The organism is Pseudomonas sp. B611 (assembly GCF_055407965.1).
The window spans coordinates 1-14,958 of record NZ_JBUZST010000019.1 but is presented as its reverse complement, the minus strand read 5'-3'; the positions used below and the strand labels follow the sequence as shown (position 1 = coordinate 14,958).

Here is a 14,958-nt window from a genome sequence, read left to right as displayed (position 1 = left end):
GGGCGTTCTACGGGTTTTGCACAATCTTCATATAAGGTTTTTCCCTAGGTTTACAACGATTCCCGGGACCTAGACTTACGTCCAATGGGCACCCGACCCGCAGGAGCCGACCATGCAGGACGATAACGACAATAAAATTGCGGTCACTGTTATGAGTAAAGCTGATGCCTTCGCCCAGGCGGGGAAAACTGCTGTGTTGCAGAACATTCACGGCACCTTGCAGTTCCTGCAACGCTTCCCGCCGTTCAACCAGATGGAAAACGCGCATTTGGCGTTTCTGGTGGAACAGTGCCAATTGCGCTTCTTCGGCCCCGGCGAGAGCATCCTCAAACCGTCGGGCGGGCCGGTGGAACACTTCTACATCGTCAAGCAGGGCCGTGTGGTCGGCGAACGGCCAGACTCGGCCGAGACCACCTTCGAAATCACCACCGGCGAATGTTTCCCCCTCGCCGCGCTATTGGGCGAGCGCGCCACCCGTACCGAGCATAAAGCCGCTGAAGACACCTTCTGCCTACAGTTGAACAAGCCGGCGTTTATCAAGCTGTTCGCCCTTTCCAGCGCGTTTCGCGACTTTGCCCTACGGGGCGTGAGCAGCTTGCTGGACCAGGTCAACCAGCAGGTCCAACAAAAAGCCGTGGAGACCCTCGGCACCCAATATTCCCTGAACACCCGCCTCGGCGAGTTGGCCATGCGCCATCCGGTGACATGCAGCCCGACCACGCCGTTGCGCGAGGCGGTGACGCTGATGCATGAGCAACAGGTCGGCAGCATTGTGATCGTTGACGAACAAAAGGCGCCCCTGGGGATTTTCACCCTGCGCGACCTACGCCACGTGGTCGCGGACGGTGTCAGCGATTTCAGCCAGGCAATCGCCGGCCACATGACCCAGGCGCCGTTCTACCTGACCCCGGACCACAGCGCCTTCGACGCGGCGATTGCCATGACCGAACGGCACATCGCCCACGTCTGCCTGGTGAAAGACCAGCGCCTGTGTGGCGTGGTGTCCGAGCGCGATCTGTTTTCCCTGCAACGCGTGGACCTGGTGCACCTGGCCCGCACCATCCGCAACGCGCCCCGGGTGGAAAACCTGGTGGCGATCCGCGGCGAGATCGGCCAGTTGGTCGAACGCATGCTGGCCCATGGCGCGTCGTCCACCCAGATCACTCACATCATTACGCTGTTGAACGATCACACCGTGTGCCGGGTGATCGAGCTGACCCTGGCGGAAAAAGGCGACCCCGGCGTGCCGTTCAGTTGGCTGTGTTTCGGCAGTGAAGGCCGCCGCGAGCAGACGCTGTACACCGACCAGGACAACGGCATCCTCTTCGACGCCAAGGACGCCGCCGAAGCCGCGCAGATCCGCGCCCTGCTATTGCCGCTGGCGCAGCAGATCAACCAGAGCCTGGCGCTCTGCGGGTTCAGCCTGTGCAAGGGCAATATCATGGCCGGCAACCCTGAGCTGTGCCTGTCGCGGGGCGAATGGGCGCGGCGTTTTGCGGCGTTTATCCGCGAGGCCACGCCGGAGAACCTGCTGGGTTCCAGCATCTATTTCGACCTGCGCGTGGTGTGGGGCGATGAACGCGGCTGTGAGCAACTGCGCCAGGGCATTCTCGATCAGGTCGCCGATAACCGCTTGTTCCAGCGCATGCTCGCCGAGAACGCCTTGCGCCAGCGCCCGCCCGTAGGGCGTTTCCGCGAGTTTGTGCTGTCACGTAAAGGCAGCGAAAAGGCCACGCTGGACCTCAAGGTGCAGGGCCTCACGCCCTTCGTCGACGGGGCGCGCCTGCTGGCCCTGGCCAATGGCATCCACGCCAACAACACCCTGGAGCGCCTGCGCCAACTGGTGGTCAAGGAAGTCATCGAGCCGCTGGACGGCGCCGCCTATGAAGAGGCCTATCACTTCATCCAGCAGACCCGCATGCAGCAGCACCAGTTGCAGACCCGGGAAAACCAGCCCTACTCCAACCGCGTCGACCCCGACAGCCTCAACCACCTCGACCGGCGCATCCTGCGCGAATCCCTGCGCCAGGCCCAGCGCCTGCAAAGCAGCCTGACGTTGCGGTATCAGCTGTGAGCCTATTCAGCTGGTTACGTGCGAAAAAACCACGGCTTGCCCCCACACAACAACAACGTCTGGCGCAGTTGCCCACGCCCGCCGCACTAGGAACGGACACCTTGCGCAACCAGCGCTGGGTGGTCGTGGACCTGGAAACCAGCGGCCTGAACCTCAACCGCGACCAGGTGCTGTCCATCGGTGCGGTGGTGATCGAGGACGGCGCTGTGGATTTCTCGCAGATGTTCGAGCGCACCTTGCAACGGGCCGAAGCCAAGCCAGGCCCCAGCGTATTGATCCACGGCCTCGGCCCCAGCGCGATTGCCGCCGGCAGCGATCCGGTGGAAGCACTGTTGGACTTCATGGCGTTTGTCGGCGACAGCCCGCTGCTGGCGTTCCATGCGTCGTTCGATCAACACATGCTGTGCCGGGCGCTCAAGGACAGCCTCGGCTATCGCCTGGCTCACCCGTTCCTGGATGTGGCCGACATCGCCCCGCTGCTGTGCCCCGAGGCGCATATCCGCGAAGCCGGGCTGGATGACTGGATCCACCACTTCAACCTGCACGTGGGCGAACGCCATCACGCCAGCGCCGATGCCCTGGCCACGGCCGAGCTGATGCTGATCCTGTTCAGCCGCGCGCGCCAGCAGCACATCGACACGCCGCAAGCGCTGCACGAGCGTTTGAGCCAATGGAAACGGCGTAAACAGGCGCCGTCTTTTTAGGGGGACGCGGAGCGTCCGGTGAGGCATTCCCACGCGGAGCGTGGGAACGATCAACCGAGCGTGGGAACGATCGGCCGAGATCAGCCGACAGACGCCAATTGCGCCCACCCGACGCCTCTGACACAATCGCGAATAATTCTCGTTAGTTTAAACATCTTGTTTGCCAGGTGATGCCTTGTCGTCGATCCAGAACCCACACAGTGAGCTTGTTGGCGCGTTGTATCGCGACCATCGTGGCTGGCTGTTGGCCTGGCTACGGCGCAACGTGGCGTGCCCGAGCCGCGCCGAAGACCTGAGCCAGGACACCTTCATGCGCCTGCTGGGCCGTGACGAGCTGCGCGAACCCCGCGAACCCCGGGCGTTCCTGGTGGCCATCGCCAAGGGCCTGCTGTTCGACTACTTCCGCCGCGCCGCCCTGGAACAGGCCTACCTCACCGAACTGATGCTGATCCCGGAAAGCGAACACCCGTCGCCGGAAGAGCAGCAACTGATCCTCGAAGACCTCAAGGCCATCGACCGCCTGCTCGGCAAGCTGTCGAGCAAGGCCCGCGCCGCCTTCCTCTATAACCGCCTCGATGGCCTGGGCCACGCCGAAATCGCCCAGCGCCTCGGCGTGTCGGTGCCGCGTGTGCGCCAGTACCTGGCCCAGGGCATTCGCCAGTGCTACATCGCCCTGTATGGCGAGCCGCTGTGAGCGTGATCAGTTCCAAACCGGTATCGGCCCGTGTGCTGGATGCGGCGATTGCCTGGCAGCTGTCCCTCGATTCGGGGGATGGCAGCCCGGTTGAGCGCGAGGAATTCGACAAATGGCTGGCCAGCGACGAAGAACACACCCGCGCCTGGCGCCAACTGGGCATGCTCGACCAGCGTTTCAGCGCGGCCTCGGGCCCGGCACGGGCAGCCTTATTGCAGTCACGCGAGGGCATTCGCCAGCGGGTGCGCAAGCTTGGCAGTGGTTTGGCGAGTATCGCCGTGGTCATTGGCCTGGCGTTGTTTGCCGGGGAACGCTATGTGCCGATCCACTATTGGCTGGCCGACCAGCGCACCGCCACCGGCGAGCAGCGCACGCTGAAACTGGCGGACGGCACCCTGATCAACCTCAACACCCACAGCGCCATCGACGTGCGCTTCGATGAAAAGCGCCGGTTGATCGTGTTGCAGGAAGGCGAAATCCTCGTCGAAACCGGCCACAACGATGCGCGGCCGTTTTATGTGCAGACCCGTGACGGCAGCCTGCGGGCACTGGGCACGCGGTTTATCGTCAGGCGCGAAGAAGACGCCACGCGCTTGAGCGTGCTGCAATCGGCCGTCGGCGCCCAGCCCGAAGCGTTGCCGCAGGAACAGATCTTCAAGGAAGGCCAGCAGGTGCTGATGCGCAGCGACGGCCTGGGCCCAACGCTGGCCGTCACGCCCGCCACCGATGCGTGGACGCGCGGCATGCTGGTGGTGGACAACGCGCGCCTGGGTGATGTGGTGGCGGAACTGGCGCGCTACCGCACTGGGCACCTGGGTGTGGATAAGGATGTGGCGGACCTGCGCATTACCGGCAGCTTCCCGCTGCATGACACCACCCTGGCGCTGAATGCGCTGCTGCCGACGTTGCCGGTGCAGATCGAGCAGCACACGCCGTGGTGGGTGACTGTCGGCGCCAAGCCTTGATCGTTCCCACGCTCCGCGTGGGAATGCAGCCCGGGACGCTCCGCGTCCCAAAGCATGACGCAGAGCGTCACAAGAGGCATTCCCACGCAGAGCGTGGGAACGATCGGTGTTTCAGCCAATAATATTTTCACCCAGCCCTATCACTTTTCGATTCTCGTTCGGCACCTAGGCAATTGAGAAATATTTCCATTCAGGAGCCGCCCCATGTCCCGCACGCTAGACACCCTGTTGCGCCCCAGCCTGTTAGCCGTGGCCATCGCCCTCAGCGCCCCGCTGGCCAGCACTCCGCTGATCGCCGCCGAACAGGCCTCCAGCGTGCGCGCCTACAACCTGCCGGCGGCTCCCCTGGCGAGTACCTTGAACCAGATTGCCAGCCAGGCTGGCCTGGCGCTGACCCTCAACCCGTCGCTCGCTGCAGGTAAAACCTCGGCCCCGGTCAAAGGCCAGTTCGATGCACCCGGCGCATTGCGCGAGGCGTTGCGTGGCACGGGCTTGCAGTTGGAGCAGAGCAGCGCCGGGACGTACACGCTGGTGGCGATCCCGGAAGGGGTAGTGGCGTTGCCGGAGACCAATATTACCGGTCAAGGTAGCTATGAAAGCGCATGGGGCCCAGCGGACGGCTATGTCGCAACACGCACCGCTGCCGGCACCAAGACCGATACACCGATTGCCGAACTGCCGCGTTCGGTCTCGGTCATCACCCGCAAACAAATGGAAGACCGCTCCGTACTCAACCTCAACGACGCCCTGCGCTACACCGCTGGCGTGCAGAGCAGCGGCTACGGTTCCGACTCACGCAGTGACTGGTTGCTGGTGCGCGGTTTTGTGCCGACACAATTCCTCGATGGTCTGCCATTGCCGAAAGGCAACTACGCCACACCAAAAATCGACACCTGGGACCTGGAACGGATTGCCGTCCTGCGTGGCCCGGCGTCGTCGGTCTACGGGCAAACCCCTCCAGGCGGCCTGTTGGATATGGTCAGCCGTCGACCGCAAGCCGAACGTTCGAATGAAATCGAAGTGCAGGCCGGCAGCAACAACCACAAGCAGATCAACTTCGACAGCACCGGAAAGATCGATGACGAGGGCCAGTTCCTCTACCGCATCAGCGGCGTCGTGCGCGACAGCAATACCGCCGTGGATCACATCCCGGACAAACGCTACAACGTCGCCCCCAGCCTGACCTGGAATATCAACGACGACACCAAGCTGACGCTGCTCACCCAGTTCACCCGCGACGATACCGGGATCACCGGGCAGTTCTTGCCACTGCAAGGCACCAAGCTCAGCTCCCCCGCCGGCAAGATTTCCCATCACAAGAACCTCGGTGATCCAGATTGGGAATTCTATGACCGCACCTACTACGCGCTAGGCTATGCCTTTGAAACGCGTCTGAACGACACGTGGCAGTTCCGCCAGAACCTGCGTTACACCAAGAATGATCTGTCGTTCCAAGGCATCACGGCAGGCGGCGCGTTCTATCCAAACGGCCCGGAACTCGCGGTAGACGACGCTGGCAACGTCACTCGTTCAGCCGGCAAGGTCGATGAAAATATTGGTCAGTTCGCTGTGGATAACAACTTCCAGGCCGACTTCCAGACCGGCGCTGTAAGCCACACGTTGCTACTGGGCCTCGACCATCAGCGTTCCGATAGCGATGCGCGCTGGCTGTGGGGTTCGGCCGGTGTACCGACCATCAACTTCAACCGCCCGGTGTATGGGCAGGACTTTTCCAAAGTCCAGTACTTCACCATGTACGACTACACCCAAAAGACCCAGCAGACCGGCCTTTACGTCCAGGACCAGATGGCCCTCGACAACTGGCGCCTGACCCTCGGCGGGCGTGAGGACTGGGTGCATACCGGCACTACCTTCCACAACCTGAATGACGCCACCAACACCCAGCGTGACAAGCATTTCAGCGGCAATGCGGCACTGAGCTACGTGTTCGACAACGGCATCACGCCGTACCTGTCCTACGCCGAATCGTTCCAGGCCGGTACGGGCACTCAAGTGGCAAGCACCGGAACGTTCAAGCCAACCGAAGGCAAGCAATACGAAGCCGGTGTCAAATACCAACCACCGGGCACCAAGGCACTGTTTGCCGCTGCGGTGTTTGACCTGACCCAGCAGAACTCCACCGTGACCGAAGGCAGCATCACCCGCCAGATCGGTGAAGTGCGCGTTCGCGGCCTTGAACTGGAAGCCAGTGCCGACGTCACCGAAAGCCTCAAGCTGGTGGGCTCGTACACCTACAATGACAGTGAAATCATCGAAGGTGCTGCCGCCGAGAAAGGCAATCGCATGAACCAACTGCCACGCAACCAAGCCACTGGCTGGGCCGACTACACATGGCACAGCGGCCTGCTGGACGGCTTCGGCATCGGTGCGGGCGTGCGTTACGTCGGCGACACCTACGGCAACGCCACCAACACCGATTTGGGCCATGTCGGCTCCTACACCGTGTACGACGCATCGGTGCACTACGACCTGGGCCGCGTGAACAACACCCTAAAAGGGGTGACCGTCGCGGTCGACGCAAAGAACATCTTCAACAAGGACTACCTGTCCACCTGCGATGGTTACTACTGCTACTACGGCGACCAACGTAACGTGGTCGCCAGCGTGAATTACAAATTCTAAGACGGTGAAAAACCGCTGACGAAGGGCCGCCTGAACTGCGGCCCTTTTTGCCTTGGAGCCGTGATGAAAAGCAAAACCATCCGCCGCTGGTCCTTCATCCACACCTGGACCAGTCTGATCTGCACGGTGTTCCTGCTGCTGCTCGCACTCACCGGCCTGCCGCTGGTGTTCCACCACGAGATCGACCATCTGCTGGGCAACGAGCCGCAGCTGGCGCACATGCCCGCCGACACGCCGCAGCTGAACCTGGAGCAGCTGGTGGCCAAGGCCCAGGCCCATCGCCCTGGCGAAGCCATGCAGTACCTGGCCTGGGACGAGGACGACGCGAACGGCGTGATTGCGATCATGGCCGCCACCGCCGGCACCGAGCCCAACTCGTCCCACACCTTCATGCTGGATGCGCGTACCGGTGACGCGGTGGAGATGCCGTCGGCGAATGGCGGTTTCACCCTGTTCCTGCTGCGCCTGCATGTGGATATGTTCGCCGGGTTGCCGGGCAAGTTGCTGCTGGCGTTCATGGGCATTCTGTTTGTAGTGGCGATTATCTCGGGCACGGTGTTGTACCTGCCGTTCATGCGTCGCCTGAAGTTCGCCACCGTGCGCCAGGACAAATCCACGCGCTTGCGCTGGCTCGACCTGCATAACCTGCTCGGTGTGGTCACCCTGACCTGGGCGCTGGTGGTGGGCGTCACCGGCGTGATCAGCGCCTGCGCCGACCTGATCATCGCCGCCTGGCGCCAGGACAGCCTCAGCGCCATGATCGAGCCGTACAAACACGCGCCGCCGCTGACCCAACGCGCACCGGCCAGCGAGCTGCTGACCATCGCCGCCAAGGCCGCGCCCGGCATGCAGCCGGACTTTATCGCCTTCCCCGGCACGCGGTTTTCCAGTGAGCATCACTATGCGGTGTTCATGAAAGGCAGCACCCACCTGACCTCGCACCTGCTCACGCCGGTGCTGATCGACGCCAGCACCCTGGCCGTCACTGCCATCGCCGAACGGCCGTGGTACATGGACGCCATGGGCATGTCCCAGCCCCTGCACTTTGGCGACTATGGCGGTATGCCGATGAAGATCTTGTGGGCGGTGCTGGATGTGCTGACCATCATCGTGTTGGGCAGTGGGGTTTATCTGTGGATCGTCAGGCGTAAGACATGAAGCCAAGACAGTCGAGTTTCTGGAAGGTGTTTGCGATTCCGCTGGGGATTGGCGTGCTCAGTGCGGCGGGCTTGTTTGCGGCATTGCTGGGGGATGGCTGGTGGGATTCGTTGAGTTGGGTGGGGTTGGGGGTGCCGGCTGTGATTGGTGGTTGGGGGTTGTTTAAGCGGCGGGGCTAAGGGCCTCATCGCAGGCAAGCCAGCTCCCACATTGGGTGGTGTTCACAATTCAAAATGTGGGAGCGGGCTTGCCCGCGATGAGGCCTTCAAAAACACCACCAATGCCTCTAGGCTAGCCCCAGCCCATCTTGAGGAATGCCCATGTCCACCATGACCTTGTTCCACAACCCCGCCTCCCCCTTCGTGCGCAAAGTCCGCGTGCTGCTGCTCGAAACCGGCCAGCAGGATCGCGTGGCCTTGCAAGCCACCCTGCCGACACCGATCCAGCCCGACCAGCACGTGCTGCAAGGCAACCCTGTGGGCAAGATCCCGGCCCTGCGCCTGGCCGACGGTTCGGTGCTGCACGACAGCCGGGTGATCCTCGACTACCTCGACCACCAGCACGTCGGCAACCCGCTGATCCCCCGCGACGGCTCGGCCCGCTGGCGCCGCCTGACCCTGGCCTCGATGGCCGACGGCATCATGGATGCCGCCGTGCTGGTGCGCTACGAAACCGCCATGCGCCCGGTGGAAAAACATTGGGACCAGTGGCTGGACGAGCAACGCAACAAGATCCGCCGCAGTGTCGCCGAGTTGGAAGCGGACGCGATTGCGGAGCTGGCCAGCCACTTCGATATTGCCGCGATCAGTGTGGCGTGTGCGTTGGGTTACCTGGATTTCCGCCATCCGGACCTGCAATGGCGCCTCGATAACCCGCAGCTTGCCGCCTGGTACGCCGAGGTCAGCCAGCGTCCTTCGATGCTTGAGACCCAGCCACCCATCTAACATTCACACCAAACCAATGTGGGAGCGGGCTTGCTCGCGAAAGCTGTGGGTCAGTTAATGAATTCGTTACTGATAGACCGTATTCGCGAGCAAGCCCGCTCCCACATTGTCCAGTGGCGTGGTTGAGGAAGTTGACTAGCCGCGCCTTCATCTGCTGATCTTCCCTTAACCCAATCATTGCACCGCCTCCAGGTCAAACTGCAACGGTTCCACCGCCTTGCGCTTGCCCACGCCATACCAGTCCAGTTTGCGTGTCAGCACCATCACCGTACCCAACAAGCCAAACAACAGCAGCGAGCCCATCAACAGCGCGTAGTCCTCGGCACTCAACAGCCCGTAGAGCAAGCCATACAACGCCGCCAACCCCGCCGAAAAGCCCAGCCCGTGGCGGATACTGCGCAGCACATGGCAGACGTAGAAGCCAATCAGCAACACACAGGCACTGGCAGAGATGAGGTAGGCCAGGGCGAAGCCAATATGCTCGGACAGCGACAACAGCAGCAGGTAGAAAAACGCCAGCGCAAAGCCCACCAACGCGTATTGGATCGGGTGCACCGCCAGGCTCTTCAGCACTTCGAACAGGAAGAAGCCGGCAAAGGTCAGGCCGATAAACAGCAGCGCGTATTTGATCGCCCGGTCGCTCTTGAGGTACTGGTCCACCGGGTCGATGAAGTTCACGCCGAAGCTACGATTGGTGAAATCCTTGCAGCCCTGGCCGTCCAGGCAACTTTGCAGCGCCTGTTCGAGGTTGGTGGAAAAGAAGGTGGTCTGCCAGTTGGCGGTAAAGCCGCTATCGGTGACGTCTCGTTGGGCCGGCAGGAAGTTGCCGATAAAGCTCGGGTGCGGCCAATTGGACGCAAGCGACACTTGGCTGATCTTGCCCACCGGCACCACTTGCAACTGCTCGGTGCCTTGCAGGCGCAGGTCGAAGGCGAAGTCCACGACGTAGGGCTTTTTGCTGTCCTGTTGTGGCAACGCCACGTGCACGCCTTCCCCCAGCCAGTCCACTTGGGAGCCGGGTTCGAAGTCCAGGTGCTGGCTGCCCAGCTCCAGTTTCAGCGCGTTTTCGATGCCGCGAATATCGCTGATACCCACCGCCAGAAACGCCGGATCAAAGCGGTAATCGGCGAAGTCTTCGGTAATGCCCCATTGCGCGGGCAACTCGAAGCGCCCACTGATGCGGTTGTCGGCATGGAACAGCCGCGCCTGGTAGATGCCCCGTGCACGCAGTTCGGTCTGCACCTTGCCGTCGAGTTCAAAACGGTCCGGCAGGAAATACAGACGACCACGTTCTTCACGGGTGACTTCGTAGCGTTTGTTGAGCTTTTCATTGAGCTTCCACTCGCGCACGGTCTTGCGGTAAGGCACCACCATCACCGGGCCGGTGAGGCGCTGGCTGTAGCTGGAACTGCGGGCAATATCTTCCAGCACTGCATCACGAGTGTATTGGCGATCGCCGATGATGCCGTTGATCATCAGCAATGGAATCAGCAATACCAGCATCAGCAGCGCAATCGCGCCCAGTTTGAAAAGCAGACTGCGGTTCATGGGACTCTCCCTGTTTTGATGGGGCGAGTCTGGGCAGCCTGTGTGGGGGGTTTATGTGGGCAATGTGGAGACTGTGTGGAGATGCAGCACCACCTGCACGCCGCCGGGCACGTTGCCGATCTGCAAGGTGCCGCCGTGGAGCTTCACCACTTCTTCAACGAAGTTCAGGCCCAGGCCGGTGCTTTTGCGCCCGCTGGCCGGGCGTGGCAGCGAGTAGAAACGCTCGCTCAGGCGTGGCAGGGCGTAGTCGGGAATCGGCGCCGCCTGGTTGAACACGCTGATGTGCACGTCGTTGTGCTGCGCGTGCGCGCTGAACGTCAAGGTGCCGCCCGCAGGCGTGAAGTCCAAGGCGTTGTCCAGCAGGTTGCCCAGGGCCTGGCGCAACAGGAACGGCTCGCCGTAGACCTTCACATCCGCTGCAATCGACTGTTCCACCTGCAAGCCGGCGCGTTCGATCCGTGCACATTGCGCCTTGAGCATGTCCTCGACCATCGCCGCCAGCGGGATGCTCGCCTGTTCTTCCAGGCCCTGGCGCTGCTCCACCTGCGCCAGGTTCAACAGGCGTTCGATCAACTGCTGCAAGCGCGCGCTTTCGCTGTCGATATTGCCGACAAACCGCTGCTGCTGCTCACGGCTCATATCGCCCTGCAACAGCTCCGCCGCGCCGCGAATCGCCGCCAGCGGGCTTTTCAATTCGTGGGTCAGGGTATGCACGTAATGCTCGACGTAGGCCTTGCCTTCCAACTGCGTGCGCATGTGCTCCACGGCGGTGGACAACTGCTTCAACTCGCCGCCACGGTAATGCGGCAACTCGGCACGGCGGCCTTCGCTGACGGCCTCGGCATACGCCGTGAGGCGGCGCAACGCGACCGTCAGCCACCACGACAACAACGCCCCGAGCAACAGGCCCAGCACCACCAGCCCGGCGCCGTACCACAGCAGGCGGCGCTCGGTGCGGTCCACATAGGGCTGCAACGAACTGTTGGGCTTGGCCACGGTGACCACGCCGATAATCTGGCCGTTATCACGGATCGGCGCGCCAACGTGCATCACCGACGAGGTGGCGTCGTCCTCCGCGCTGCGGGTGGAACGCGCACCGTACTCGCCGCGCAGGGTCAGGTACACGTCGTTCCATTTGGAATAGTCCTGGCCCACCGCTTCGCCCGTGGAATCGAGCAGCACGATGCCCTTGGCGTCGGTCACGTAGATGCGATGGTTGACCTGGTTTTTCGGCAGGCCCCAGATGGTCGCCCCCGGCTGGCGATTGCCGTAGGCCTTGAGCCATTCGGGCCAATGGCTTTGGCCGAGGGTGCCGTTTTTCACGTCATCGCGCAGGATCTCGGCGAGCAGGTTGGCAGTGTCCACCAGGGTTTCTTCGGTGGACTGGCGCACGCCGGGGCGGATTTCCTTCATCACCGTGCTCAACACGAAATAGCCGGTGAGGCCGATAAACAGCGCATACACCAGGAAGATCCGCAGCCCGAGGCGCATCAGCTGTGGCTCGGGCTGTAGCTGTAGCCGAGGCCGCGATGGGTCTGGATCGGCTCGGCCTCCGCCGCCACGCTGCGTAACTTGCTGCGCAGGCTTTTGATATGGCTGTCGATATTGCGTTCGTAACCGGCGTCCGCCGCCACACCGACCGCGTCCAGCAACTGTTCGCGGCTGAACACCCGCTCGGGCTGTTCCAGCAGGCTTTGCAGCAGGCGGAATTCGTGGCGGGTCAGGCTCAGCGGCTGGCCGCGATAGTTGATCTGCATGCGTTCCAGGTCGACCTGGAACACCGCTGGCGCCACACCGGGGCCGACGCGTTTGAGAATCGCCTTGACCCGCGCCGCCACTTCCCGGGGGCTGAAGGGCTTGACCACATAATCGTCGGCGCCAATCTCCAGGCCCACTACGCGGTCAATCTCACCGTCGCGGGCGCTGAGAAACATCACCGGCACTTCGCTGAAACGGCGTAGTTGCTTGCAGGTTTCAAAGCCGGTGATGTCGGGCAGGCCGATGTCGAGGATGATCAGGTCGGCCGGGGCCTGGCGCTGATGGGCCAGCGCCTCCTGGCCAAGGCTCAGCCAGGTGGTGGTGAAACCCTCGCCTTGCAGGGCGAATATCAGCGTGTCGGCTATCGCCGCTTCGTCTTCGACAATCAGGATGTGGGGCATTTTGGTCTGTCAGCAGTCCGGTTTGTCCGCAGTGTAACGACGTGCCGGGTTCACCGCTGCGCCAAATTCACGCAGGGCCTTGGCGCCGATCAGCAACGGGTAGTTGAAGCTGCTGCGGTCGGTAAGGTTGACCTCGACGGTGCGCTTGACGTTGCCCAGGCACATTTCCAGGTCGATCACCGGGCGCTTGGCCACGGTGGCCTCATCCTTGTCGTCGTCTTCGTCGGCGCGGCTCTTGATCTTGCTGATGCGCGAGACTTTGTGCTCGTAGACCTTGTCGGACGCGTCCTTGCCGCCGAGGCGGAAGCGCACCCAGTCGTCGCCGTCACGCTGGAAGGTCTCGATGTTGCGCGCCGACAGCGAGGCCGTGAGGGCGCCGGTGTCCATCTTGGCCTTGAACGTTTCGCCGATCTCCGGCAATTGGATGTATTCGTAGCGACCGTAGAGGGTCGGTTCGGCAGCCATGACGGGCACGGCAACCAGGGCGAACGCAGCAAGTAACAGTTTCACGAAGGGATGTCCTCGGAAAGAAGTAGGCGGATTCTAGACCGCAAAAGCGCTACTTAGTTGGATCGTTCCCACGCTCCGCGTGGGAATGCCTCCTGTGACGCTCCGCGTCACGCCCGCAAGATCGGACGCGGAGCGTCCAAGGCTACATTCCCACGCAGAGCATGGGAACGATCACATTCGTCAGGCGCTTTGCGATTTGGCCTCTAGACTCACCTTGCTTATCATGGCCCGTCCACAAGATCCGAAGAGTTACCTATGCGCCGCCTGCTCACCGGCTGTTTTGTCACCCTGCTGCTGTTGTTCAACACCCTGGTCCTGATCGGTCCGTTGATGGTGTTTGCCCTGCTCAAACTGGTCGCCCCCGGCCGCTCGCGCGACTACATGTCGTGGGCGGTGATGTGGATCGCCGAGACCTGGGCCGAGATCGACAAGCTGATTTTCGCGCTGTGCATCCCCACCCAATGGGACATTCGCGGTGGCGGCGACTTGCGCACCGACACGTCCTACCTGGTCATCAGCAATCACCAATCCTGGGTGGATATCCCCGCACTGATCCAGGCTCTCAATCGGCGCACGCCGTTCTTCAAGTTCTTCCTGAAAAAAGAACTGATCTGGGTGCCCTTCCTCGGCCTGGCGTGGTGGGCGCTGGATTACCCGTTCATGAAACGCTACAGCAAGGCGTTCCTGGCCAAGCACCCGGAGCTGGCGGGGCAGGATTTGCAGATCACCAAGCAGGCATGCGAACTGTTCAAGCGCCAGCCGGTGACGGTGGTCAATTATCTGGAAGGAACGCGATTTACCGAGGCAAAACGGGCACAGCAATCTTCACCCTTTGCCCATTTGCTCAAGCCCAAGGCGGGCGGCGTGGCGTTCGTGCTGGCGGCGATGGGTGAACAGTTGGATGCGATCCTCGACGTCACCGTGGTTTATCCACAGGCGAAGATTCCGGGGTTCTGGGATTTGATCAGCGGCGCAGTGCCGAAAGTGATCATCGATATCCGCACCCGAGAACTGGACCCGACGTTGTGGCAGGGGGATTACGAGAACGATCCGGCGTTTCGCCAGACCGTCCAGAGCTGGGTGAACCAGCTCTGGAAAGAGAAGGACCTGCGTATTCAAGAACTTTCAAATAAAAGCATCGGGAGCAGTCATCAAGCCCAAGAGCCTTAGCGTTTTTAAACCAGCGTTCAAGCCTGCGAACGTATGCTATTCATCAGAGCCTTTCGGACCTGAACAGGGTTGTTGGCTATATCATCAAAAAGGTGCTGCATAGCATCTCGCAAACCTTTCAAGGCTTGTTCGGCATTGTTTCCTGTCGCGCCAGCTTCCAGGAACTCTTTAAGGTATGAAACTACTTTGTCAGACTTGGCCTCGACTGAACCCGACGCTTGCGACTCCAGGCGCTGTGCTTCGGTAGAAGAGATCTGTTCTGGCTGGCCGTCCTTTCCCATCACCAAAGAAATACCATCGCGATCCGGACCTGAGTCGGCAGGCAGTTCTTTTGCCATCTTGACCTGTTCTGGCTGGCCGTTCTTTCCCATCACCAAAGAAATACCATC

At 61.8% G+C, this 14,958-nt stretch carries 14 protein-coding genes; 9 read left to right on the top strand and 5 right to left on the bottom strand.

The features are described from left to right. Positions 1–151: 151 nt before the first annotated feature. The 8 genes from ACZRMO_RS25695 (at position 152) to ACZRMO_RS25660 (ending at position 9,182) form a co-directional block, all read left to right on the top strand. The gene (locus ACZRMO_RS25695; RefSeq protein WP_463974701.1) at positions 152–2,074 is read left to right on the top strand and encodes a putative nucleotidyltransferase substrate binding domain-containing protein; all 1,923 of its coding nucleotides are present in this window, start codon (positions 152–154) and stop codon (positions 2,072–2,074) included. After that, positions 2,071–2,778, top strand: a complete 708-nt coding sequence (locus ACZRMO_RS25690; RefSeq protein ID WP_463974700.1) for a 3'-5' exonuclease — start codon at positions 2,071–2,073, stop codon at positions 2,776–2,778. Before ACZRMO_RS25695 ends, ACZRMO_RS25690 begins: the two co-directional genes overlap by 4 nt. A gap of 175 nt (positions 2,779–2,953) precedes the next feature. Then, entirely contained in the window at positions 2,954–3,472 is a 519-nt protein-coding gene (locus ACZRMO_RS25685) for an RNA polymerase sigma factor (RefSeq protein ID WP_177059263.1), read from the top strand. Then, positions 3,469–4,437 carry a FecR domain-containing protein gene (locus ACZRMO_RS25680; protein WP_463974699.1) on the top strand — a complete coding sequence of 323 codons (969 nt, stop codon included), beginning with the start codon at positions 3,469–3,471 and terminating at the stop codon, positions 4,435–4,437. The genes ACZRMO_RS25685 and ACZRMO_RS25680 overlap by 4 nt, the downstream gene beginning before the upstream one ends. Positions 4,438–4,641: 204 nt before the next feature. Then, entirely contained in the window at positions 4,642–7,080 is a 2,439-nt protein-coding gene (locus tag ACZRMO_RS25675) for a TonB-dependent siderophore receptor (RefSeq protein ID WP_463974698.1), read from the top strand. A gap of 63 nt (positions 7,081–7,143) precedes the next feature. Continuing rightward, positions 7,144–8,238 (top strand): PepSY-associated TM helix domain-containing protein, encoded by a 1,095-nt coding sequence (locus ACZRMO_RS25670; RefSeq protein ID WP_463974697.1) that lies wholly within the window; start codon positions 7,144–7,146, stop codon positions 8,236–8,238. Beyond that, complete coding sequence (locus tag ACZRMO_RS25665) at positions 8,235–8,417, top strand: hypothetical protein (RefSeq protein ID WP_463974696.1); 183 nt, start codon at positions 8,235–8,237, stop codon at positions 8,415–8,417. Before ACZRMO_RS25670 ends, ACZRMO_RS25665 begins: the two co-directional genes overlap by 4 nt. 135 nt (positions 8,418–8,552) lie before the next feature. Beyond that, complete coding sequence (locus ACZRMO_RS25660) at positions 8,553–9,182, top strand: glutathione S-transferase N-terminal domain-containing protein (RefSeq protein WP_463974695.1); 630 nt, start codon at positions 8,553–8,555, stop codon at positions 9,180–9,182. 174 nt (positions 9,183–9,356) lie between these two features. On the opposite strand, the gene creD is transcribed toward ACZRMO_RS25660, so the two are convergent. The 4 genes from creD to rloA2 are packed head-to-tail and all read right to left on the bottom strand — an operon-like array spanning position 9,357 to position 13,399. After that, the gene (creD, locus tag ACZRMO_RS25655; RefSeq protein ID WP_463974694.1) at positions 9,357–10,730 is read right to left on the bottom strand and encodes a cell envelope integrity protein CreD; all 1,374 of its coding nucleotides are present in this window, start codon (positions 10,728–10,730) and stop codon (positions 9,357–9,359) included. 51 nt (positions 10,731–10,781) lie between these two features. Continuing rightward, on the bottom strand, positions 10,782–12,221 hold the full coding sequence (gene creC, locus ACZRMO_RS25650; RefSeq protein WP_463974693.1) for a two-component system sensor histidine kinase CreC: 1,440 nt from the start codon (positions 12,219–12,221) through the stop codon (positions 10,782–10,784). After that, a complete protein-coding gene (creB, locus tag ACZRMO_RS25645) occupies positions 12,221–12,889 on the bottom strand; it encodes a two-component system response regulator CreB (protein ID WP_463974692.1) in 669 nt (222 codons plus the stop codon). The genes creC and creB overlap by 1 nt, the downstream gene beginning before the upstream one ends. Before the next feature lie 9 nt (positions 12,890–12,898). Continuing rightward, entirely contained in the window at positions 12,899–13,399 is a 501-nt protein-coding gene (gene rloA2 / locus ACZRMO_RS25640; RefSeq protein WP_124527179.1) for a retropepsin-like aspartic peptidase RloA2, read from the bottom strand. A 255-nt stretch (positions 13,400–13,654) separates the two neighbouring features. Here rloA2 and ACZRMO_RS25635 point away from each other — a divergent pair, with 255 nt between their 5' ends. Continuing rightward, positions 13,655–14,569, top strand: coding sequence for an acyltransferase (locus ACZRMO_RS25635; RefSeq protein WP_463974691.1), 915 nt, complete (start codon positions 13,655–13,657; stop codon positions 14,567–14,569). 17 nt (positions 14,570–14,586) lie between these two features. Here the strand turns inward: ACZRMO_RS25635 and ACZRMO_RS25630 are convergent. After that, on the bottom strand, positions 14,587–14,958 hold a 372-nt coding region (locus ACZRMO_RS25630; protein ID WP_463974690.1), incomplete at its 5' end, for a hypothetical protein.

Bases quoted from the DNA above. Each gene is read 5' to 3' on its own strand.
- ACZRMO_RS25670 (WP_463974697.1), top strand. From the start codon at position 7,144: ATGAAAAGCAAAACCATCCGCCGCTGGTCCTTCATCCACACCTGGACC.
- creB (WP_463974692.1), bottom strand. From the start codon at position 12,889: ATGCCCCACATCCTGATTGTCGAAGACGAAGCGGCGATAGCCGACACG.
- creC (WP_463974693.1), bottom strand. From the start codon at position 12,221: ATGCGCCTCGGGCTGCGGATCTTCCTGGTGTATGCGCTGTTTATCGGC.
- creD (WP_463974694.1), bottom strand. From the start codon at position 10,730: ATGAACCGCAGTCTGCTTTTCAAACTGGGCGCGATTGCGCTGCTGATG.
- ACZRMO_RS25635 (WP_463974691.1), top strand. From the start codon at position 13,655: ATGCGCCGCCTGCTCACCGGCTGTTTTGTCACCCTGCTGCTGTTGTTC.
- ACZRMO_RS25660 (WP_463974695.1), top strand. From the start codon at position 8,553: ATGCCCATGTCCACCATGACCTTGTTCCACAACCCCGCCTCCCCCTTC.
- ACZRMO_RS25675 (WP_463974698.1), top strand. From the start codon at position 4,642: ATGTCCCGCACGCTAGACACCCTGTTGCGCCCCAGCCTGTTAGCCGTG.
- ACZRMO_RS25695 (WP_463974701.1), top strand. From the start codon at position 152: ATGAGTAAAGCTGATGCCTTCGCCCAGGCGGGGAAAACTGCTGTGTTG.
- ACZRMO_RS25665 (WP_463974696.1), top strand. From the start codon at position 8,235: ATGAAGCCAAGACAGTCGAGTTTCTGGAAGGTGTTTGCGATTCCGCTG.